Genomic DNA, 21,317 nt, shown 5'->3' with positions numbered 1-21,317 from the left:
GTGATTGCGCAGAGCAGGCCCCTGTAACTTACTTACTGCCCCGCCCCAGAATAGTTTTCTGTCTAACTACTATTTGTTCAAGCCAGCCCGTGTTTTGGGGCTGTTTTCAGGAAAACGGGCAGAAACCAGGCACGTCTTCTAAACCGAAGGCCGCTTTCTGGCAAGCCTACTCCGCCTGGGCGCTGGTGACCTCCGCAAACTTAAAGTGCTGCCCGTCAAACAAACCCTTGTCACTGAGCTTCAGGGCCGGAATCACCAAAAGGGCCATAAAACTCAGGGTCATGAAAGGCGAGGTGAGGGTGCTGCCCAGGTCCTTGGCGGCGCGGTCCAGCTTGGCGTACTGCTCGGCTACCCAATACCCGTCCTCCGGCGACATGATGCCGGCCACTGGCAGCGGCAGGATCTCTTCCCGCGCACCGTCTACCGCGCAGATGCCGCCTTTGGCTTCTATGAGCAGGTTCACGGCGCGGCACAGGCTCTCATCGTCGCAGCCCACGGCAATGATGTTGTGGGAGTCATGGCCCACCGACGAGGCGATGGCGCCGCGCTTGAGCCCGAAGTTCTTGATAAAGGCAAGGGCGGGCTCAGTATTCTGGTACCGGTTCACCACGGTCATCTTCAGGACATCCTGCGGTACATCGCTCACCAGGAAACCGTTTTCTTTCTTTGGGTCCAGCAGCAGCATGCCGGTAATGAGTTGCCCGTCATAAGGCTCAATGACCCTGATCTTCACGGTATCGCCGGCCGGTATCTGAAATTGCTCAACCGTTTTAGTTTCTGTCTGGAAATTATTGATGACCTCACTGGGCGTGAACTCAATTTGGCTCTTCCCGTTCTCGGCCACCAGCTTGCCGTTGATGTAGGTCCTGAGCACGGTAAAGTCCTGCAGGTTGTCTACCACGATAAAATCGGCCGGGTCTTTTTCCTGCAGCAGGCCCACCTCCAGTTTGTAGTGCTGCACCGGGTTCACGCAGGCGGCCCGCAGCACGTGGAAGAGGTCATGCCCTTTGGCCAGGGCGCGCTTTACCAGTTGGTTGATGTGGCCTTCCACCAGGTTGTCGGGGTGCTTGTCGTCGGAGCAGAACATGATCTGGTTAGGGTGCTCGGCCAGGAGTTCAATCAGGGCCTCAAAGTTCTTGGCGGCGCTGCCCTCCCTGATCAGGATCTTCATGCCGGCGGCCAGTTTGTCGCGGGCCTCGTCGGCGGTGAAGCACTCGTGGTCGGTGGTCATGCCGGCGGCGGCGTAGGCTCGGGCTTCTTCGCCGCGCAGGCCGGGGGCGTGGCCGTCTACCTGCTTGTCAAACTTCTGGGCCAGCGTGATCTTCTGCATGACCCCTTCATCGCCGTTCAGGACACCGGGCCAGTTCATCATCTCGGCCAGGTACTTTACCTCGGGCCGCTGGAACAGCTCTTCAATGTCGTCGGGGGTGATCTCGGCCCCGGCGGTTTCAAACGGGGTAGCCGGCACGCAGGAAGGAGCCCCGAAGTAAAATTTGAACGGCACTTTCTTGCCGTTCTCCAGCATGTATTCCACGCCTTTGAGGCCCAGTACGTTGCCAATCTCGTGCGGGTCAGACACGGTGGCCACGGTGCCGTGCGGTACCGCCAGGCGCGCAAACTCAGCCGGCACCAGCATGGAGCTTTCCACGTGCACGTGCGCGTCAATGAAGCCGGGCAAGAGGTACTGGGTGTCAGCTACGGGCTCCCGCACAATCCGGGCAATGTGGCCATCCATGATCTCCAGGGTGCCCTGGTAGGTTTCCTGGCGCAGCACGTCTACAATGTGGCCGCTTACTTTGAAGAATCTTGGGTTAGCCATAGTACCTTTTTGAGAAGTTGTGGGGAAAATGAGCCATAAACCGGAGGGCACGTAAAAACCCATAGCGGTTCCGGCAGAATACGTGTATCTTTGCGGCCAAAGTTAATGGTTTTGAGAAAGATTTTTTCGCTTGGATTACTGTGGTGCTTGCTGCTGGGGGCGGTGAGCCCGGCCTGTACGCGCAAGACAACGTCGCTGAGCAAGAAAACCAAGAGTTTTCAGCGCCATCAGCGCGCGGGCAAGGGAATTCCCTGCCCCACCAAAGATTGCTAATGACTAATTACCCTAAGGCACTGGTATGAAGAAGATTGTTGTGGCCCTTGACGGGCACTCTTCGTGCGGCAAAAGCACCACCGCCAAGCAAGTGGCAAAAGAACTAGGTTACGCGTACATTGACACCGGTGCCATGTACCGGGCCGTTACCCTTTATTTCCTGGAGCATTACGTAGACCTCACCAACCCCAAAAAGGTGCAGGAAGCGCTCAATAACATAGAAGTTACCTTTCACCGCAACCTTAAGACCGGCCGCAACGAGACGTTCCTGAACGGCCTGAACGTGGAAGACGAGATCAGGAAAATGTACATCTCTGACCGGGTGAGCGAAGTGAGCGTGCTGGCCCCGGTGCGGCACGCCATGGTGGCCGAGCAGAAGAAGATGGGCAAGCGCCGCGGCATTGTGATGGACGGCCGTGACATAGGAACCGCCGTGTTCCCCGACGCCGAGGTAAAGGTGTTCATGACCGCCGACGTGGAAACCCGGGCCAAGCGCCGCCAGGAAGAACTGCTGGAAAAGGGCCAGATGGTGCCGTTTGACGAGATTGTGGAGAACCTCAAGAAACGGGACCACATTGACTCTACCCGCGCCGAGAGCCCCCTGCGCCGCGCCGAAGACGCCCACCTGCTGGACACCTCGCACATCACCATTGATGAGCAGGTAGACTTCGTGCTGGATCTGGTAGCCTCGGCCTTGCTGCAGAAAGAACTTGCCGGTTCCACAGATTTTTTAAAGAAGTAGGCAGAACCGGGTATGGTTTTTGATCTGGCCTGCTGAGCACAGCTTCATACTTGAGTCTTACATATGAACGTAACCATTGATAAAAATTCAGGCTACTGTTTTGGGGTAGAATTCGCCATACAGATGGCGGAGGATGAATTGGAAGAAGTATCTGAGTTATACTGCCTGGGCGACATTGTGCACAACAGCATGGAGGTGCAGCGGTTGTACAGCAAAGGCCTGCGCATCATTGACCGCGAGCAGTTACGTGAGCTGAGAGACTGCAAGGTGCTGATCAGGGCGCACGGCGAACCGCCCGAAACCTATGAGACCGCCCTGCGCAACAACCTGGAGCTGATTGACGCCTCCTGCCCGGTGGTGCTCAAGCTGCAGAACCGCGTAAAACACGCCTACGATTCCACCAAGGCCAACAACGGCCAGATTGTGCTCTACGGGCAGCAGGGCCACGCCGAGGTGATTGGTCTGGCGGGCCAGACCGGCAACGAGGCCATCGTGATCACCACCGAGGAAGACCTGGACAAACTGGACTACACCCGGCCCATCACCCTGTTCAGCCAGACCACCAAAAGCACCAAGGGCTTCTACCGCATGAAGGAGCTCATTGAGGAGCGGGTAGCCGCGGTGAAGGCCTCTGGGTTAGCCGTGCTGGACCTGGATGCCAATGACAGCATCTGCCGCCAGGTCTCTAACCGGGAGCCGCAGCTAGACAAATTCGCGCAGCAGCATGACGTGGTCATCTTTGTGAGCGGCAAGAAAAGCTCCAACGGCAAAGCGCTGTACGCCGTGTGCCAGCGCGTGAACCCCAACAGCTACTTTGTGGAAAACGCCGAGGAACTGGATATGGACTGGTTCAAAGAAGCCACCTCGGTGGGCATCTGCGGGGCTACGTCCACACCCATGTGGCTCATGCAGCAAGTGGCAGATGCCATTCAGGCCGAACACCCGGTGGAGGCATAATTCCTGAACCAAAACATTAGACAATCAGTATATTTGAAAGCCCCGGAAACGGGGCTTTTTTACTACTCTTCTGTGTATGAAAAAACTCCTACGCTATTTTTTGAATGGCTTCTTGATTGTAGCGCCCATTAGTTTAACCATTTACATCATCCTGTCGGTGGTGAACTGGCTGGATGACCTTTTCTGGCTCAACTACCCGGGCCTGGGCCTGCTGCTCATTGTAGCACTGGTGACGCTGGTGGGGTTTATCGGGTCCTCGTTCTTCGTGAAGCCCTTCTTTGTCTTGACTGAGCGCATCATGAGCCGGCTGCCGCTGGTGAACATGATCTACTCCTCGCTCAAAGACCTGTTTGACGCCTTTGTGGGCGAGAACCAGAAATTCAACCAGCCGGTGCTGGTGAAAATGACCCAGTACAACGATACCTACAAACTGGGATTTGTGACGCAGCTCTCCATGGAAGCCGTGCACCTGCCAGACAAAGTGGCCGTGTATTTCCCGCACTCCTATAACTTCTCGGGCGAGCTGTTCCTGGTGGCCCGCGAGAACGTGACCTACCTGGAGATTCCCAGCAGCGAGGTCATGAAATTTGTGGTATCCGGCGGGGTGTCCAAACTCTAGCCACCGGCGGCAGCCTGCGGTTTTCAGCTGAGGGTCGTACGTGCTGTTTCTTAGCAGTTTTCGGGGAAAAGGCCTGAAACAAGGCCAGGGATAAAAAGAGTACTTTCCGCCGTTTTGGGCTCGTTTTTCAGGAAAGGGGCTTGAAACGGCTCCCTTGTTTCAGGGCCGGGGCAAATCTGGGGCATTTTCGCGGGAAATACTGATAAAGCCAGATAATGCGGGCGTAGTTTCAGGATTGTCACCGGGTTGTGATATATTTAGCGTTTTAAAGCCGGCAAGGCCATCCTGCCCCTGAGGGTGGGCCTGCCCGGGAAACTTGGCAACCAACTGACACCCCCACATGAAACACCTCCTTGTTCTCTCCATGAGCCTGCTGTCTATTTGCTCCTCGGGGCAAACGCCGCAGAACGCTCCGCAAGCCAACCAGGCGCAGGCGCCGGTGGGTAAGACTACCACCAACCAGGTAAGCCTCACCTGGCAAGTCATAGAAGAGAAACACCAGGGCAAGAACCAGACGCTTTCGGCGCTTACCATCAAAAACACCGGTAAAACAGAGCTGCCCGCCGCTGGCTGGGGGCTGTACTTCCACGGCACGCCCTCGTTCAAGCCCAAAGCCCCTGATGCCCCCGTGAAGGTAGAGCCCATCAACGGCGATTTCCTGCGCATGGTGCCTACCAGTACGTTCAAGTCCCTGGCCCCCGGGGCCAGCGCCCGCATAGAGTTTGTGGCGGCCGGGCAGATTGTGAATGAGTCGCGGGCCCCCCGGGGTTTTTACCTGGTCTGGGACAAAGAGCCCAACAAGGGGTATAGCCTGGAGAACGTAGACATCAAGAAGCCCACCCACAACAGCATTGGCTGGGTAGAGCCCCAGGACATTTACCAGCAGAACAGCAGCATCAAAGACCTTCCGGCCGAACGGCTCCCCAAGGTGTTCCCCACCCCGGCGCAGTACAAAGAAACCGGCAAAGGAATCACGCTCACGGCCGCAGTGCCGGTAGTCAGCACTGCCTTTCCCCGCGAAGCTGCGGCGCTGGCCACTTACCTGGGCACAATTTTCGGGCAGAAGCCCGAGGTAAAGTCCGCGGGTACGGGCAAGGCCATTAAGCTACAGAAAAAAGACGGCCTGGGCCCCGAGGCCTACGAGCTGACGGTAACGCCGCAGGAGATTGTGATCTCGGTCTCCAGTGCGGCCGGCGCGTTCTACGGCACGCAGTCGCTCAAAACCATGCTGCCCCCATCGGCCCTGGCCAAAAAACAAACTTCAGTGGCGGTGGCCGGCGTGGAGGTGAAAGACGAGCCCCGGTTTGGACACCGCGCCTTTATGCTGGACGTGGCCCGCAATTTCCACCAGAAGGAAGAAGTGCTCAAGCTGCTGGACCTGATGGCGCTCTACAAGCTCAACGTGTTCCACTTCCACCTGAACGACGACGAAGGCTGGCGTATTGAGATTCCGGGCCTGCCCGAACTCACGCAGGTGGGCGGCCGCCGCGGGCACTCGGTGGGGGAGAAGGAATTTTTGCAGCCCTCTTACGGCTCGGGCCCCGATGTGAACAACCGCACTGGCAGCGGCTACTACACCCGGGCAGATTTCGTGGAGATCCTGAAATACGCCCGCGACCGCCACATCAAGGTGATTCCGGAGGTGGAGACGCCCGGCCACGCCCGCGCCGCCGTTAAATCCATGGACGCCCGCTACGAGCGCCTGATGAAGGAGGGCAAGAAGGCCGAGGCCGAACAGTACCTGCTCCACGACCCCCAGGACCAATCGGTGTACCGCTCGGTGCAGTACTTCAACGACAACGTGATGAACGTGGCGCTGCCCTCTACCTATAACTTCCTGGAGAAAGTGACCGATGAGCTGCTGGCCATGTACAAAGAAGCCGGTGCGCCCATCCAGACCATCCACTTCGGGGGCGACGAGGTGCCCAACGGCGTGTGGCAGAAATCGCCGGCGGTAGAAGCCCTCATGGCCAAGGACCCCAGCCTGAAAACCGTGGATGACCTGTGGTACTACTTCTTCGGGAAACTGAACGCCATGCTCAAGGCCCGCAGCCTGTACCTGTCGGGTTGGGAGGAAATTGGCCTGAGCAAAGTGCGCACCAACGGCCGCCTGAGCTACGTGGCCAACCCAGACTTTGTGAAGGAGAACTTCCACGTGGATGTCTGGAACAACCAGGGCGCCAACCTGGACCTGCCTTACCGCATGGCCAACGCCGGTTACAAGGTGGTGCTCACCAACGTGTCGCACTACTACATGGACTTGGCCTACCAGAAAGCGTACGACGAGCCGGGCCTGTACTGGGGCGGCTACACCGATGTGGACAAAGCGTTCTACTTCATCCCGTACGACTACATGAAGAGCATTAAGGTAGACGACAACAACCAGCCGCTGACCTCCCAGGCCATGTTTGCCGGCAAAGAGCAGCTCAAGCCCGAGGCCCGCGCCAACATTGTGGGGCTGCAGGCCCCGCTCTGGAGCGAGATGATCACCTCGCCGGAGCGCCTGGAGTACATGATTCTGCCCAAGATCCTGGGCCTGGCCGAAAGAGCCTGGGCCCCTGACCCCAGCTGGGCCTCCAACCCAGAATCGGCGCAGAGCAAGGCGGCTTATGCCCAGGCCTGGTCCCAGTTTGCGAACGTGCTGGGCAAGCGCGAGCTGCCCCGCCTCAACTACTACGCCGGTGGGTTCAACTACCGCATTCCCACGGCGGGCGCCACCACGCAGAACGGCAAGGTAGTGGCCAACGTGCAGTTGCCGGGCCTCACCATCCGGTACACCACTAACGGAGCCGAGCCTACCGCCAAAAGCAAAGCCTACACTGGGCCCATTGCTGAGAAGGGTACCATCAAACTGGCGGTCTTTGACGCGGCCGGCCGGTCTAGCCGCGTGACCACGGTAGAGAACAAGCCTGCAATCCAGTAGGGAGATTGTAAGATTTCTCCCGCCTCCACAAGAGCGTTTCAGGGCTGATTTTGAAAAATCAGCCCTGAAACGCTCTTGGTTTTTTTATATCAATAGCAGTAGGTTTGGCATGGTTGGCTACGCACGATAGCTGGTAGGCGGCCGCTCCCGGTAGTGTTTACGCCCACAGTCGCGGGCGCGAGGGCATTTCTGCTTGTTGGTGAAGACACCAACAAGGGGTAGAGGGCTTGAGTACTTGGGACATCATCAAAGACTTACTTGGGTACTTTCCTTTCGGCTTTCCAGTGAAGATTCGTTCCGTAAAGGTTCAGCTGTACTTCTTCCGTGACTTTTTCAGGTTTTGCTTCTACTCCTTGTAAAACAGTGATTAGCGAAGCTCCTTTTATTATCGTATCTTTCAAGATGATAGAAAATATATATCCAGCAGGAGCAGCAGTTGTTGCGAAGGCAAACCCCAGCCAGCGATTGACCGTGCGCCGCTACGTGAAACGGGTTTATTACTGTACCGTATCGGAAAGTCCGGGTCAGAAAGAGCTGGTGTACTACGGACGGGAGTTAATGGAGCCGGCTGATGCTTCGGGAAGAAGCGCTGTGTAGCCCTTTTTTTAAGCCAGTCTTTATCAGTTGAAGCAGAATCTGTTACCGTGTATCAGGCGGTGACATGATTCTTTGCTCCCCTCTTTGGTATAAATTCCCGGCCTGCTACCAACTTCCTGAAATTGTACGGGCTTTGCATTCCCTCTTTATCTTTGGTTTAAAGATTACGTAAGGTAATTCGCCAAGAGAACCCTTTTTGTCAGAGCTAAAGCGTTTGCAACCGTGCCCATTATCCAACTCAGATCCTCCAAGCTGCATTACCGCGTCATGGGCCATGGGCCTAAGGCGCTGCTGGCGTTTCACGGGTACGGGCAGGAGAGCCATTACTATGACACCATGGCCCGGGTGCTGCACCCAGACTACACCGTGTTTGCGGTAGACCTGTTCTTTCATGGCAAAAGCACCCTGAGCAAGGCAGACCAGCCGCTCTCCAAAAGAAAACTGCAGGAGTTTGTGCAGGCCCTGCTGGAAAAGGAAAAGATCAGCCGCTTCTCGGTGATGGCCTTCAGCATGGGGGGCAAGTTCGCGCTTACCGTGCTGGAGAAGTTCCACCCGCAGATGGACGAGCTCTACCTCATTGCCCCAGACGGCATCAAAACGCATTTGCTCTACAGCCTGGCCACGTACCCCGGCTGGCTGCAGGGCCTGTTCAAACGCATTGTGCTGCGGCCCACCCGCTTTTTCCAGACGCTCAGCTGGCTGGAGCAGAAACGCTGGGTAAACTCGGGGCTGGTGAAGTTCGCCAACTGGCAGATGGACTCGCCGCAGAAACGCCTGCGCGTGTACCGCAGCTGGACCGGCTTCAGCAATCTTACCTTTGACACCCGCAAGATGGTGCGCCTGCTCAACCAGAGCAACATTGAGGTAAACGTGTTCCTGGGCAAGTATGACCAGATCATCTCGCAGAAACGGCTGCAGGTGTTTCTGAACGCCCTCAAGCGCCACCACCTGGTGGTGCTGCAGACCGGCCACACCAATTTGCTGTACACCGTGGCCATGTGGCTAAGGAAACACCGCGCCGAGACAGCCAAGTAAGTTTCTTTGCGTATACCCCTCAGAAAGAGAATTCGGTTTTTGGTGTACTTTTGCCAAATTACCCCTAAAACGGGAATCTGGGAGCGGTGCCCACCTCGGCCAGATTCCCTGCTGCCACCCAGTACAATCTAAAACTATGAAACTGCCTGCACCCCTCACATGGAGCGCCTGTGTGCTGCTGCTCCTGGGCCAACTAGCCTGTTCCAACTCGGGCAAGCCCGATGCCAACGAAGAAGGAGAAAGAACCTCCACCGCCGCGCAAGACACCCTCTCTGAGGAAGTCACCGAACAGCCCGCCACCGATGCCAACCTGGCGCAGATCACCCTGCCAGACGGGTTCCAGATCAGCTACTACGCCCGCAACGTGGTCAACGCCCGTTCCATGGCCCTGGGCCCGGACGGCACGCTCTACGTAGGCTCCCGCGACCGGGGCAGCGTGTACGCCCTGCCAGACAAGAACAAAGACGGCAAGGTAGACGAGGTGATCACCCTAGCCAGCGGCCTTAAAATGCCCAACGGGGTGGCCCTGCGCAACGGGTCTTTGTACGTGGCCGAGATCAGCCGCATCACGCGCTATGACAACATCGCTGATAACCTCAAGAACCCGCCCGCGCCCCAGGTGGTCTATGACAAATTCCCCACCGAGGAGCACCACGGCTGGAAGTACATCGCCTTTGGGCCGGATGACAAACTCTACGTGCCCGTGGGCGCGCCCTGCAACATCTGCCTCAGGAAAGAGCCGGTGTACGCCGCCATCAGCCGCATGAACCCCGATGGCTCGGGGCTGGAGGTGTTCGCCCACGGCGTGCGCAACACCGTAGGCTTTGACTGGCACCCGCAAACCAAGGAACTCTGGTTCACCGATAACGGCCGCGACCTCATGGGCGATAACATTCCGCCTGACGAGCTGAACCGCGCCCCCAAGAAAGGCATGCACTTTGGCTACCCGTTCTGCCACGCCGGCGAAGTGCTGGATCCTGAGTTCGGCAAAGGCAAAGACTGCGCCGACTACACGCCGCCGGTGCAGAAGCTAAATCCGCACGGCGGCACCCTGGGCATGGAGTTCTACACCGGCACCATGTTCCCCGAGAACTACCAGAACCAGATCTTCATTGCCGAGCACGGCTCCTGGAACCGCACCGAGAAAATTGGCTACCGCGTAAGCCTTTACCGCACCGATGCCCAGGGCAAGGGCAGTTTTGTGCCGTTCGCCGCCGGATGGCTCCAAAACGGCAAAGAGTGGGGCCGCCCCGTAGACGTGGAGGTCATGCCAGACGGCTCCCTGCTGGTGTCTGATGACATGAACGACTGCATTTACCGCATCACGTATACCGGCCAAAAGTAAACCTGTTTTAGGGCCGCTTTGGCCAAAAGGGGCCTGAAACGCCTACGCTATTGGGTATGAAAAAAGACCAGCCTGAAAAGAGCATCATTGGCCGGCGGGAGATGGTAGATTTCCCTGACCTGGGTTTGTTTGAGGTGGAGGCCAAGATAGACACCGGGGCCTACACCTCGGCCATCCATTGCAACAACATAAGGGAGGTGGAGTTGCCCAACGGGCAGCGGGCCATTCACTTTGAGCTGCTGGATGAGCGCCACCCCGCCTATAACCACAAAGCCTTTGAGTTCACAGACTTTGACCTGCGCAACGTAAAAAGTTCGTTTGGCGATGTGCAGGAACGCTACGTAATCCGTACAAAGGTGGTCATTCACGGGCAGGAGATTGAGACAGACCTCACCCTCTCAGACCGCAGTGACCTGAAATATCCCGTGCTCCTGGGCCGGACCTTGCTGCGCAAACGTTTTATCGTAGACGTTTCCAAAAAGAACCTGTCGCTCAAGGCCAAGAACAAAGTCAGAAAGAAAAAATAACCTCTAGAGCTTCCTGTATGAAAATTGCGATTCTCTCGCGCGATCCAAAGTTGTATTCAACCCGCCGGTTGGTGGAAGCCGCCCACCAACGGGGGCATGAGGTGGTGGTCCTGGACCATTTGCGCTGTGACCTAGTCATGGAGAAGGGCGACCCGCACATCCTCTACAAAGGTGAGCTGCTCACCGGCATTGACGCCATCATCCCCCGCATTGGGGCCTCGGTGACGTTTTACGGCACGGCCGTGGTGCGCCAGTTTGAGATGATGAAGGTGAAAAGCGTGGTGGCCTCGCAGTCCATTCTGCGGTCCAGGGACAAACTGCGCAGCCTCCAGATCCTGGCGCGGGCCGGCCTGGGCATGCCCAAGACCGCCTTCACCAACTACTCCAAGCAAGTGAAGGAGCTGATCAAGGAAGTAGGCGGGGCGCCGCTGGTGATCAAACTGCTGGAGGGCACCCAGGGCCTGGGTGTGGTACTGGCCGAGACCCAGAAAGCCGCCGAGTCGGTGATTGAGGCGTTCCACAACCTCAAAGCCCGCATCATTGTGCAGGAATACATTGCCGAGAGCAAAGGCGCCGACATACGGGTGTTTGTGGTGAACGGCGAGGTGGTGGGGGCCATGAAGCGCCAGGGCAAGGAGGGCGAGTTCCGCTCTAACCTGCACCGTGGCGGCAGCGCCAGCCTCATCAAGCTGAGCCGCGCCGAGAAGGCCGCCGCCCTGCTGGCCGCCAAATCGTTGGGCCTGGACGTGGCGGGCGTGGACATGCTGCAGTCCCGCCGCGGGCCGCTTATTCTGGAGGTGAACTCCTCGCCCGGCCTGGAGGGTATTGAGAAAGCCACCCAGCAAGACATTGCCGGCAAGATCATTGAATACACAGAGTTGCTGGTCAACAGAGGAAAAGCCAAGAAAACCAAGAAGCCCAAGACCCCGGATGGCGGAGATGATCATCAATAACATAGAGATTCGCCCCGGCGATGACCTGCTCATCCGGCTGAACATCTCGCGGCTGCCCAGCGGTACCCAGATAGACATTCCTATCCACGTGTTCCGGTCTGAGGAACCGGGGCCGGTCTTGCTGCTCATGGCCGGCATGCACGGCGACGAGGTGAACGGCATTGAAACCATCCGGCGCATGATCAGGCGGCGCATGCTGCAGCCTTTGCGGGGCACCATTCTGGCCATTCCCATCCTCAACATCTACGGGTTCCTCAACTTCTCGCGCGAGGTGCCCGACGGCAAAGACGTGAACCGCAGTTTTCCGGGCAGCGCCACGGGGTCTTTGGCCAGTAGGGTGGCGGCCCGCTTTACCCGTGAGGTCCTGCCCCTGGTAGACTACGGCATTGACTTCCATACCGGTGGGGCCAGCCGCTCCAACTTTCCGCAGATCCGGTGTGAGCTGGAGGGCGAGGGCAACGAGCCCCTGGCCCAGGCGTTTGGCGCCCCTTTCATCCTGGACTCCAAACTGCGGCCCGGCTCCCTGCGCAAAGAGGCCTCCAAATTGGGCAAATCCATTATTGTGTACGAGAGCGGCGAGTCATTGCGCCTGGACGAAACCAGCATTAACACGGGCATTGAAGGCACCATCAGGGTCATGCACCATCTGGGCATGACCGATACCTCGGTGCCGGTGTCGCACCCGCCGGTTGTCTGCAAGAAGACCACCTGGATCAGGGCGCGCCGGGCAGGGCTGTTCCGCAGTTTTGTGAAGAACGGGCAGGCCATTAGCCGGGGCCAGCAGGTGGGCACCGTGGCCGACCCATACGGCTACGCCAGCCATCCCATCACCTCGCCGGTGAACGGCTATGTCATCGGCCTGAACCACATGCCCGTGGTGAACCAGGGCGATGCCATCCTGCACATAGGAGTGGAGTAAAGCCGGGGGCGTTTTAGAGCTGTTTTGGGAAAATCTGGCCCAGAACGGGCCCAGAGAAAATTTCAGGAAGGGGTAGGGGCAAAACCGGTTTTGGCGGTCTTTTACCTACGCGGCAGACACTCCACGCCTGCGGCGACCCGTTATCTCAAAACTTTCCTGAATGTCTTTCTCTTCGTGGTTACAAGTGCCGGTGGACAAACGCAGTGTCCGGTTCTTGGTTGGCTTGTTTTTCCTGTTGCTGCCCTTCACCGGATTGGGGCAGAAATTCACCATCAGCGGCTACGTGCGCGACGCCAAAACCGGCGAGAACCTGATTGGCGTAGCCATCCTGAACGCCGTTACCGGCGAGGGCACCGCCACCAACGCCTATGGTTTCTACAGCCTCACCCTGCCCAAAGACTCTGTGAAACTCATGGCCTCTTACGTGGGCTATGAGCGCACTTTGTTCACCACCTACCTCCGGCAAGACGTGCAGCAGAACCTGTTGCTTACGCCCGCCACCACGGCCCTGCGTGAGGTGGAGATCATCAACACCAAAGAGGAAGACGCCCGCGAAAGCACCCGCATGAGCACCATTACCATGAGCGTGGCGCAGATAAAGGCGGTGCCCGCCCTGTTTGGCGAGGTAGACGTGCTCAAGGCGCTGCAGTTGCTGCCGGGGGTGCAGTCGGGCGGGGAGGGAACCAGCGGGCTGTACGTGCGCGGCGGCGGGCCAGACCAGAACCTTATTCTGCTGGACGGGGTGCCGGTGTACAACGCCTCGCACCTGTTCGGGTTTTTCTCGGTGTTCAATGCCGAGGCCCTCAACAACGTGGAGCTGGTGAAAGGCGGTTTCCCGGCCCGCTACGGCGGCCGGCTGTCCTCGGTGCTGGACATCTCCATGAAGGAGGGCAACATGAACGAGGTAGACGGCGAAGGCTCCATCGGTCTGATCGCCTCTAGGCTCACGGTGGGCGCGCCCCTCAAGAAAGACGTGGCCTCGTTCATCTTCTCGGGCCGCCGCACCTACATTGACCTTCTGGCCCGCCCTTTCATGAACAAGGAAGACGGCATTGGCGGCTACTATTTCTATGACCTCAACGGCAAGCTCAACTGGAAGGTAAGCCCTAAAGACCGCCTGTACCTGAGCGCCTACACCGGCTACGATGAGTTCTACAGCTCTTACGCCCGCAGCAGCGGCGATGCGGAAGAAAGCCGGGCCGGCCTGGGCTGGGGAAACTTTACCACGGCGTTCCGCTGGAACCGCATCATGAACCAGCGCCTCTTCCTCAACACGCACCTTACCTTCACCAAGTACCAGTTTGACATCAGCAACGAGGAGCAGTCTACCTACCAGGGCCAGACCTATGACTACAAGCTGAAGTACCTTTCCAACATCCGCGACCTGAGCGCCAAGCTGGACTTTGACTACATCCCCAACCCCAGCCATTACATCCGGTTCGGCGGGCAGTATGTGCACCACCAGTTTCAGCCGGGCGCCCTGCAGGTGCGCGACAACAACGGCGGCGCTGCCGAGGACCTGAACGTGAACACCCAGAAAACCACCGCGCAGGAAGTGGGCCTTTACCTGGAAGATGACCTGCGCCTCAGTGAGCGGGTGAAGGTGAACGTGGGCGTGCGGGCCAACGGCTTTGCGGTGAACAAGGAGTTCTACTCTTCGGTGGAGCCCCGGGCCTCGGTGCGGTTCATCGCCAATGAGAAGCTGAGCCTCAAGGCCTCGTACGCCAACATGACCCAGTTCATCCACCTGCTCACCAACAGCGGCATTGGTCTGCCCACCGATCTCTGGGTGCCCTCCACCGATAAGATCAAGCCCCAGCGGAGCCACCAGTTGGCCCTGGGCGCCACCCGCGCCCTTGCCCAAAATCGGTTGGAGCTGAGCCTGGAGGGCTATTACAAGACCATGCACAACCTTATTGAATACAAAGAGGGCGCCTCGTTCATTGGCATTTCCAACAGCTGGGACACCAAGGTAACCACCGGCAAAGGTTGGGCCTACGGGCTGGAGCTGTTCCTGCACAAGAAAACGGGCCGCACCAACGGCTGGATTGGCTACACCCTGGCGTGGTCTAACCGCCGGTTCCCGGAGTTGAACCAGGGCGCCACGTTCCCGTACCGCTATGACCGTCGCCATGACGTGGAACTGGTGGTGATCCATCAGCTCAAGCCCAACCTCACGCTGTCGGGTACGTGGGTGTACGGCACCGGCAACGCCATTACCCTGCCCGAGGCCCGCTACATGGTAGGCGAGGCCTGGGAGGGCGGCTACGGCGGCACCCAAACCTACAACGACTACGGCGCGCGCAACGGCTACCGCATGGCCGCCTACCACCGCGCCGACCTTAGTTTGAGCCACACCAAGAAGAAGCGCTGGGGCGAGGTGGTGAACAACCTCAGCTTCTACAACGCCTACAACCGCAAGAACCCTTACTTTATCTATGTGCAAGCCGGCAAGAAGGAGGGCGACCCTTCCAAATTCAAGCAGATAAGCCTGTTTCCGGTGCTGCCGTCCATCAGCAAAACCTTTAAGTTCTAGAAGACCATGTTTGCAGTTGTTTTTGCCCTCTTTTCCGGAAAAAAGCCCCGAATCAGGAAAGCGAGGGCCCTGGGTTTGTTCGGGCTGGTTCTGGCCGGCGCGCTGGGCGGTTGCGAGACCGACGTGGAGATTGAGGTGCCGGCGCATACGCCCAAGCTCACGGTGCAGTTTAACCTGAACACCGAGGAGCCCAACCAAAGCATGTTCATCGGGCGCAGCCAGACGGTTTTGTCGGGCGAAGACCTGTGGCGGAACGGGTTGGTGAAAGATGCCACCGTTGCCATCCGGGACAAAAACGGGGTGTTGTGGCAGGGTTTCGCGTTCTCGCCCTTTGACTACAACCCTGACCAGGGCCTGTACCGGCCTACCAACCCCTTCACCCCTGAGCCGGGGCAGGAGTACGCGCTCACCGTGCAGGCCCCCGGGTTTGAGGCTATCGAAAGCCGCTTGGTGCAGCCTGCCGTGGTGCCGGTGAACGGCGTCTCCTTCCAGCCCGACCGGAAGAACGACCAATTCAACTTCTCAGGCATGCTGCGCATCCAGTTCAAGGACATTGCCGACCAGAGAAACTATTACCGCCTGTTTGTGAAACTGCTGGACGACCAGGACCGGGTAGTAGGCAACGTGTACACCGCCAACGACAACGGCGACATCTTTGGCGAGGAGGTGGAGCGCATTGAGCTGTTCAAGGTCTTTGACGACGGGTGGGCCCGCCAGGACGAGATCGCCTACGCCGGCAAGATTGAGTCGTACATTGGCGGCGGCATACCGCCCACGCACCTGGAGGTAACGCTGCAGCACATCACCGCAGACCTGTACCTGTACGAGCGCTCCAAAAACAACTACCAGGAAGACAACCCCTTCGCGGAGCCCCTGAACCTGCACAGCAACGTCAGGAACGGGTACGGCACCTTTGGGGGCATTACCGCCACCAGGTTCAAGATCAGGCTTTAGGGTTTATGGTAAATGAAAAGTTGCTCCCCAAAACAGAAAGGCCACTTACCTGGGGTAAGTGGCCTTTCTGTTTTGGACCTGTTTTCCAGAAAATACTTTCTAAACAGCCCTAGAAAATGGCTCTGGCCACGGCTGCGGTAGCCTCAGACTTGCTCATGGTGTAAAAATGCAGGCACGGTACCCCAAATTCCATCAGCTCTTTGCACTGCTGGATGGTCCATTCAATGCCCACCTGCTTCACGTCTTTGGGGTTGGTGCAGGCTTCTACGGCGTTTACCAGGTCCTCGGGCAGGTCAATGTTGAAGTAACGCGGCAGCACGTTGAGCTGGTTTCTGGTAGTGAGCGTTTTCAGGCCCGGGATGATAGGGACTGTGATACCGGCGGCGCGGCAGGCCTTCACGAAATCAAAAAAGCACTGGTTGTCAAAGAACATCTGCGTAATGATGTAGTCGGCGCCCAGGTCTACTTTCTGTTTCAAATACCGCAGGTCGGTGGCCAGGTTGGGAGCCTCCATGTGCTTCTCGGGGTAGCCGGCCACCCCGATGCAGAAGTCGGTAGGCACGGGGTTTTCCATTTCTTCGTCCAGGTACACGCCGTGGTTCAGTTGCACCACCTGTTTGATCAGGTCAGAGGCGTAGGCGTGCCCGTCTTTGTGCGGCCGGAAACCCGGCTCGGTCTTCACGGCGTCGCCGCGCAGCAACAGCACATTGTCGATGCCCAGGAAGTTAAGGTCCATCAAGGCGTTCTCGGTCTCTTCCCGGCTGAAGCCCCCGCAGATGATGTGCGGCACCGCGTCTACGTGGTATTTGTTCATGATGGCCGAACAGATTCCCACCGTACCAGGCCGCTTTCTAATGGTGATTTTCTCCAGCAGCCCGTTCTCGCGCTCCTTGAACACGTACTCCTCGCGGTGGTAGGTCACGTTGATGAAGGGCGGCTTGAACTCCATTAAAGGGTCAATGCCTTCATAAATAGACTGGATGCTGGTGCCTTTTACCGGCGGCAGAATCTCAAACGAGAAAAGGGTTTTGTTGGCGTTTTTTAAGTGCTCGGTAACTTTCATTTGACGTAGTGTCGGTAGCTTATAGGCGTTTGCCTTTTTTCTTGTTTGTTCTCGCTTGCCTTTAGGAAGCGGAAGGTATCTAAGGCATCTCGCCTCATTGATGTTTATTTTGCTTTTTCTTTTGTTATCCTGTCTCTCCCCCTCTTTGTCATCCTGAAAGGATCTTGTGAGCGAGCGGTAATAGCGTTTCTTCAATGCCTGTCTAGTTCGCCCACAAGATCCTTCCAGGATGACAGAAGGGGAGGAGAATCATTGTTAGAAAACGAGCAAGTAGAATAATCTCAGTTCAAAGCAGGGTTCTCCAAATGTGTTGTTTCGGGGCTGTTTTCCTCAAAACGGCCCCGAAACTGAAAACCTAGTAATTCAAATTAGGCGACAGCCAGCGCTCTACTTCCTCCACACTCATGCCTTTGCGTTGCGCATAATCCGTTACCTGGTCTTTCTCAATCTTGCCCAACCCGAAGTAGCGGGACTGCTTGTGCGCGAAGTACATGCCAGACACTGCCGCGGTTGGGTACATGGCCAGGCTCTCGGTTAAGGTGATGCCGGTATGTTTCTCCACGTCCAATAATTGAAACAGCGTCGTTTTCTCGGTGTGGTCTGGGCAGGCCGGATAACCCGGTGCCGGACGAATGCCCTGGTATTTTTCCTTGATCAAATCCTCGTTGCTGAGGCTTTCCTCCGGCTCATACGCCCAAATCTCCTTGCGTACAATCTCGTGCAACTTCTCCGCAAAAGCTTCGGCCAGACGGTCCGCTAGGGCTTTGGCCATGATGCTGTGGTAGTCGTCGTGGTCGGCTTCAAACTGTTGTACCAGTTCATCTAAGCCAATACCCGCCGTTACCGCGAAACCTCCGGTGTAATCTGCCAGTCCGGTTTCCTTAGGTGCCACAAAATCAGCCAAGGCTAAGTTGGGCACGTTCGGACCTTTCTGGCCTTGCTGGCGTAGCGTCCGGAAATAGGTTAACACCTGGGTGCGCTGTTCATCGGTGTAGATTTCCACGTCATCGTCGCCTACGCTGTTAGCCGGGAACAAGCCAGCCACGCCGTTGGCGGTGAGCAGTTTCTCGTCTACAATGCGCTTGAGCAAAGCTTGGGCATCAGCGTATAATTTAGTGGCGGCCTCACCCACTACTGCATCTTCCAGCAGTTTTGGGAATTTACCGTGCAGTTCCCATGCCTGGAAGAAGGGCGTCCAGTCGATGTACGGCACCAGTTCCTCCAGCGGGAAGTTCTGGAATATCTGTACGCCGGTTTTAGCCGGGGTGTACACGTCTTCTGCTTTCCACTCGATTGGCAATTTGTTGGCGCGGGCCTGCGGCAGGGGCAGGTATTTCTTTTCCTTCTGGCGGCTCAGGTAGCCTTCGCGCATCTGGTCGTATTCCAGGCGGGTTTCCTGCGCGAACTTCTCTTTGTTCTCGGGGCTCAGCAAGTTGCCAACTACGGGTACGCTACGGGAAGCATCCAGAACGTGCACCACGGTGCCATTGTAAGCCGGGGCCACCTTCACAGCGGTATGCGCGCGGGAGGTGGTAGCGCCACCAATGAGCAACGGAATGTTGAAGTTCTGACGCTCCATCTCGCGGGCCACGTGCACCATCTCGTCCAGAGAAGGCGTAATCAAGCCGCTGAGGCCAATCACATCCACGTTGTGCTCGCGGGCGGCTTCTAATATCTTATCAGCAGGCGTCATCACGCCCAGGTCAATCACCTCGTAGTTGTTGCAGGCCAGTACTACGCCCACAATGTTCTTGCCTATGTCGTGCACGTCGCCTTTCACAGTGGCCATCAAGACTTTGCCGTTGGTCTGGCGGGTAGAGGTGTCGCCGGCAGCAGCGGCGCGTTCCTTCTCCTGCTCAATATAAGGCAGCAGGTACGCCACGGCTTTCTTCATCACGCGGGCGCTTTTCACCACCTGCGGCAAAAACATCTTGCCTTCGCCAAACAGGTCACCTACTACGTTCATGCCGTCCATGAGCGGACCTTCAATCACTTCCAGCGGTTTGCTGTACAGGTGGCGGGCTTCTTCTACGTCCTGGTCAATGTATTCTACCAGCCCTTTCACCAAAGCGTGCGTTAAACGCTGCTGCACCGGTTCCTGGCGCCAAGCCTCGTCGCGCACCACCTCCTTGCCTTTGTTTTTCACCGTTTCGGCGAACTCCACCAGGCGCTCAGTGGCATCCGGACGACGGTTCAGGATCACGTCTTCCACGCGCTCCAGCAGGTCTTTCGGGATTTCCTCGTAAACCTCCAGCATACCCGCGTTCACGATGCCCATGTCCAAGCCGGCTTTGATGGCGTGGTACAGGAACACAGAGTGCATGGCCTCGCGAACCGGGTCATTGCCCCGGAACGAGAAGGAAATATTGCTCACCCCACCGCTCACTTTGGCGCCCGGCAGGTTTTGCTTAATCCAGCGGGTGGCGTTGATGAAGTCTACGGCGTAGTTGTTGTGCTCCTCCATACCCGTAGCCACGGTGAGGATGTTCGGGTCAAAGATGATGTCTTCGGCGGGGAAGCCTACTTCTTTGGTCAGGATGTTATAGGCACGCTCACATATTTGGATGCGGCGCTCGTAGTTATCGGCCTGGCCTTCCTCGTCAAAGGCCATGACCACCACGGCGGCTCCGTAGCTGCGCACTTTGCGGGCGTACTCTTTGAATTTCTCCTCGCCTTCTTTGAGGGAGATAGAGTTCACGATGGCTTTGCCCTGCACGCACTTCAAACCGGCCTCAATCACGCTCCATTTGGAAGAGTCAATCATGATAGGCACCCGCGCGATGTCTGGTTCAGAGGCAATCAAATTCAGGAACAAGGTCATGGCCGCCTCAGAGTCCAGCATGCCTTCGTCCATGTTCACGTCAATGATCTGGGCACCGTTCTCTACCTGCTGGCGGGCGATGGCCAGGGCTTCCTCGTACTGCTCGTTCAGAATGAGGCGGGCGAATTTCTTGGAACCGGTCACGTTCGTACGCTCGCCGATGTTCACGAAGTTAGACCCTTCGTACACCGTGAGCGGCTCCAGGCCCGAGTACGTAGGAACGGCTGGCAATTGCGGCAATGGACGCGGCGGGTATTCTTTCGCAATCTCAGCAATCACCTTGATGTGCGGCGGTGTGGTCCCGCAACAGCCCCCCACAATGTTCACGAAGTTGTTCTCCAGGAAATCGCGGATGTGCTGGCCCATCTGCTCCGGCGTCTCGTCGTACGCCCCGAAGGCGTTGGGAAGACCAGCATTAGGGTAGGCACTGATGTGGAATTTAGATGCTTTGCTCAGAGACTGCAAGTGCGGACGCAATTGTTTCGCCCCGAGGGCGCAGTTAAAGCCCACGCTCAGCAACGGCATGTGCGACACGGAGTACAAAAATGCCTCAACGGTTTGACCGGAGAGGGTACGACCGCTGGCGTCGGTAATGGTGCCGGATACCATCAGCGGCAAACGTTTGCCCGTTTGCTGGCTGTATTGGTCAATGGCGAACAAAGCCGCCTTGGCGTTGAGGGTATCAAAAATGGTTTCCACCAAAAGCAAATCCACCCCTCCGTCTACCAAGCCTCTTACCTGTTCGGTGTAGGCTTCTACCAGCTCATCATAGGTGATAGCGCGGTAACCGGGGTTGTTCACGTCTGGTGATAAAGACGCCGTACGGTTGGTGGGCCCGATGGCTCCGGCCACAAAACGCGGTTTATCCGGGGTTCTGGCGGTCCACTCGTCGGCGGCTTCGCGGGCAATGCGGGCCGACTCGTAGTTCAGTTCGTACACCAGGTCCTGCATGTCGTAGTCGGCCATGGCGATGGAGGTGCCGCTGAAGGTGTTGGTCTCCGCAATATCGGCGCCAGCCTCAAAGTAGAGGCTGTGGATTTCCTTGATGATGTGCGGCTGGGTGATGGAGAGCAAATCGTTGTTGCCCTTCACGTCCAGGTGGTAGTCTTTGAACCGTTCGCCGCGGTAATCAGTCTCGGTGAGGTTGTACCGCTGGATCATGGTACCCATGGCACCGTCTAAGACTAATATGCGTTTTTTTACTTCTTCCTCAATGCGGGTCATCTTGTGCAAA

14 protein-coding genes are annotated in these 21,317 nt (G+C 57.4%); 11 read left to right on the top strand and 3 right to left on the bottom strand.

The window, feature by feature from the left end; translation table 11 throughout:
* Window positions 1-166: 166 nt before the first annotated feature.
* The gene (ade, locus tag JT718_RS17870) at window positions 167-1,819 is read right to left on the bottom strand and encodes an adenine deaminase (RefSeq protein ID WP_205504157.1); all 1,653 of its coding nucleotides are present in this window, start codon (window positions 1,817-1,819) and stop codon (window positions 167-169) included.
* A gap of 298 nt (window positions 1,820-2,117) precedes the next feature.
* Here ade and cmk point away from each other — a divergent pair, with 298 nt between their 5' ends.
* From cmk to JT718_RS17815, 11 genes are all read left to right on the top strand, one after another.
* A complete protein-coding gene (gene cmk / locus JT718_RS17865) occupies window positions 2,118-2,834 on the top strand; it encodes a (d)CMP kinase (protein ID WP_205504156.1) in 717 nt (238 codons plus the stop codon).
* Window positions 2,835-2,897: 63 nt separating this feature from the next.
* Entirely contained in the window at window positions 2,898-3,791 is an 894-nt protein-coding gene (locus JT718_RS17860) for a 4-hydroxy-3-methylbut-2-enyl diphosphate reductase (protein ID WP_205504155.1), read from the top strand.
* A gap of 76 nt (window positions 3,792-3,867) precedes the next feature.
* Window positions 3,868-4,410, top strand: coding sequence for a DUF502 domain-containing protein (locus JT718_RS17855; RefSeq protein WP_205504154.1), 543 nt, complete (start codon window positions 3,868-3,870; stop codon window positions 4,408-4,410).
* 340 nt (window positions 4,411-4,750) lie between these two features.
* Entirely contained in the window at window positions 4,751-7,333 is a 2,583-nt protein-coding gene (locus JT718_RS17850) for a beta-N-acetylhexosaminidase (RefSeq protein WP_205504153.1), read from the top strand.
* A gap of 819 nt (window positions 7,334-8,152) precedes the next feature.
* Window positions 8,153-8,965 carry an alpha/beta hydrolase gene (locus JT718_RS17845; RefSeq protein WP_317195524.1) on the top strand — a complete coding sequence of 271 codons (813 nt, stop codon included), beginning with the start codon at window positions 8,153-8,155 and terminating at the stop codon, window positions 8,963-8,965.
* 136 nt (window positions 8,966-9,101) lie between these two features.
* Window positions 9,102-10,310, top strand: a complete 1,209-nt coding sequence (locus JT718_RS17840) for a PQQ-dependent sugar dehydrogenase (RefSeq protein WP_205504152.1) — start codon at window positions 9,102-9,104, stop codon at window positions 10,308-10,310.
* A 56-nt stretch (window positions 10,311-10,366) separates the two neighbouring features.
* The gene (locus JT718_RS17835; protein ID WP_205504151.1) at window positions 10,367-10,837 is read left to right on the top strand and encodes an ATP-dependent zinc protease family protein; all 471 of its coding nucleotides are present in this window, start codon (window positions 10,367-10,369) and stop codon (window positions 10,835-10,837) included.
* A gap of 17 nt (window positions 10,838-10,854) precedes the next feature.
* Window positions 10,855-11,790, top strand: a complete 936-nt coding sequence (gene rimK, locus JT718_RS17830) for a 30S ribosomal protein S6--L-glutamate ligase (protein WP_205504150.1) — start codon at window positions 10,855-10,857, stop codon at window positions 11,788-11,790.
* The gene (locus JT718_RS17825; protein ID WP_317195523.1) at window positions 11,777-12,709 is read left to right on the top strand and encodes a succinylglutamate desuccinylase/aspartoacylase family protein; all 933 of its coding nucleotides are present in this window, start codon (window positions 11,777-11,779) and stop codon (window positions 12,707-12,709) included. Before rimK ends, JT718_RS17825 begins: the two co-directional genes overlap by 14 nt.
* A 160-nt stretch (window positions 12,710-12,869) precedes the next feature.
* On the top strand, window positions 12,870-15,245 hold the full coding sequence (locus JT718_RS17820; protein ID WP_205504148.1) for a TonB-dependent receptor: 2,376 nt from the start codon (window positions 12,870-12,872) through the stop codon (window positions 15,243-15,245).
* Window positions 15,246-15,251: 6 nt separating this feature from the next.
* The gene (locus JT718_RS17815) at window positions 15,252-16,199 is read left to right on the top strand and encodes a DUF4249 domain-containing protein (RefSeq protein ID WP_205504147.1); all 948 of its coding nucleotides are present in this window, start codon (window positions 15,252-15,254) and stop codon (window positions 16,197-16,199) included.
* Window positions 16,200-16,308: 109 nt separating this feature from the next.
* Here JT718_RS17815 and metF read toward each other — a convergent pair whose 3' ends face one another.
* The gene (metF, locus tag JT718_RS17810; RefSeq protein WP_205504146.1) at window positions 16,309-17,262 is read right to left on the bottom strand and encodes a methylenetetrahydrofolate reductase [NAD(P)H]; all 954 of its coding nucleotides are present in this window, start codon (window positions 17,260-17,262) and stop codon (window positions 16,309-16,311) included.
* Between the two features lie 355 nt (window positions 17,263-17,617).
* Window positions 17,618-21,307 carry a methionine synthase gene (gene metH / locus JT718_RS17805; protein WP_205504201.1) on the bottom strand — a complete coding sequence of 1,230 codons (3,690 nt, stop codon included), beginning with the start codon at window positions 21,305-21,307 and terminating at the stop codon, window positions 17,618-17,620.
* Between the last annotated feature and the right edge of the window lie 10 nt (window positions 21,308-21,317).

This window comes from Rufibacter psychrotolerans, assembly GCF_016924645.1.
GTDB lineage: Bacteria > Bacteroidota > Bacteroidia > Cytophagales > Hymenobacteraceae > Nibribacter > Nibribacter psychrotolerans.
Note: the sequence above shows the minus strand (reverse complement) of the source record. Positions and strands in the feature narration are given on the sequence as shown.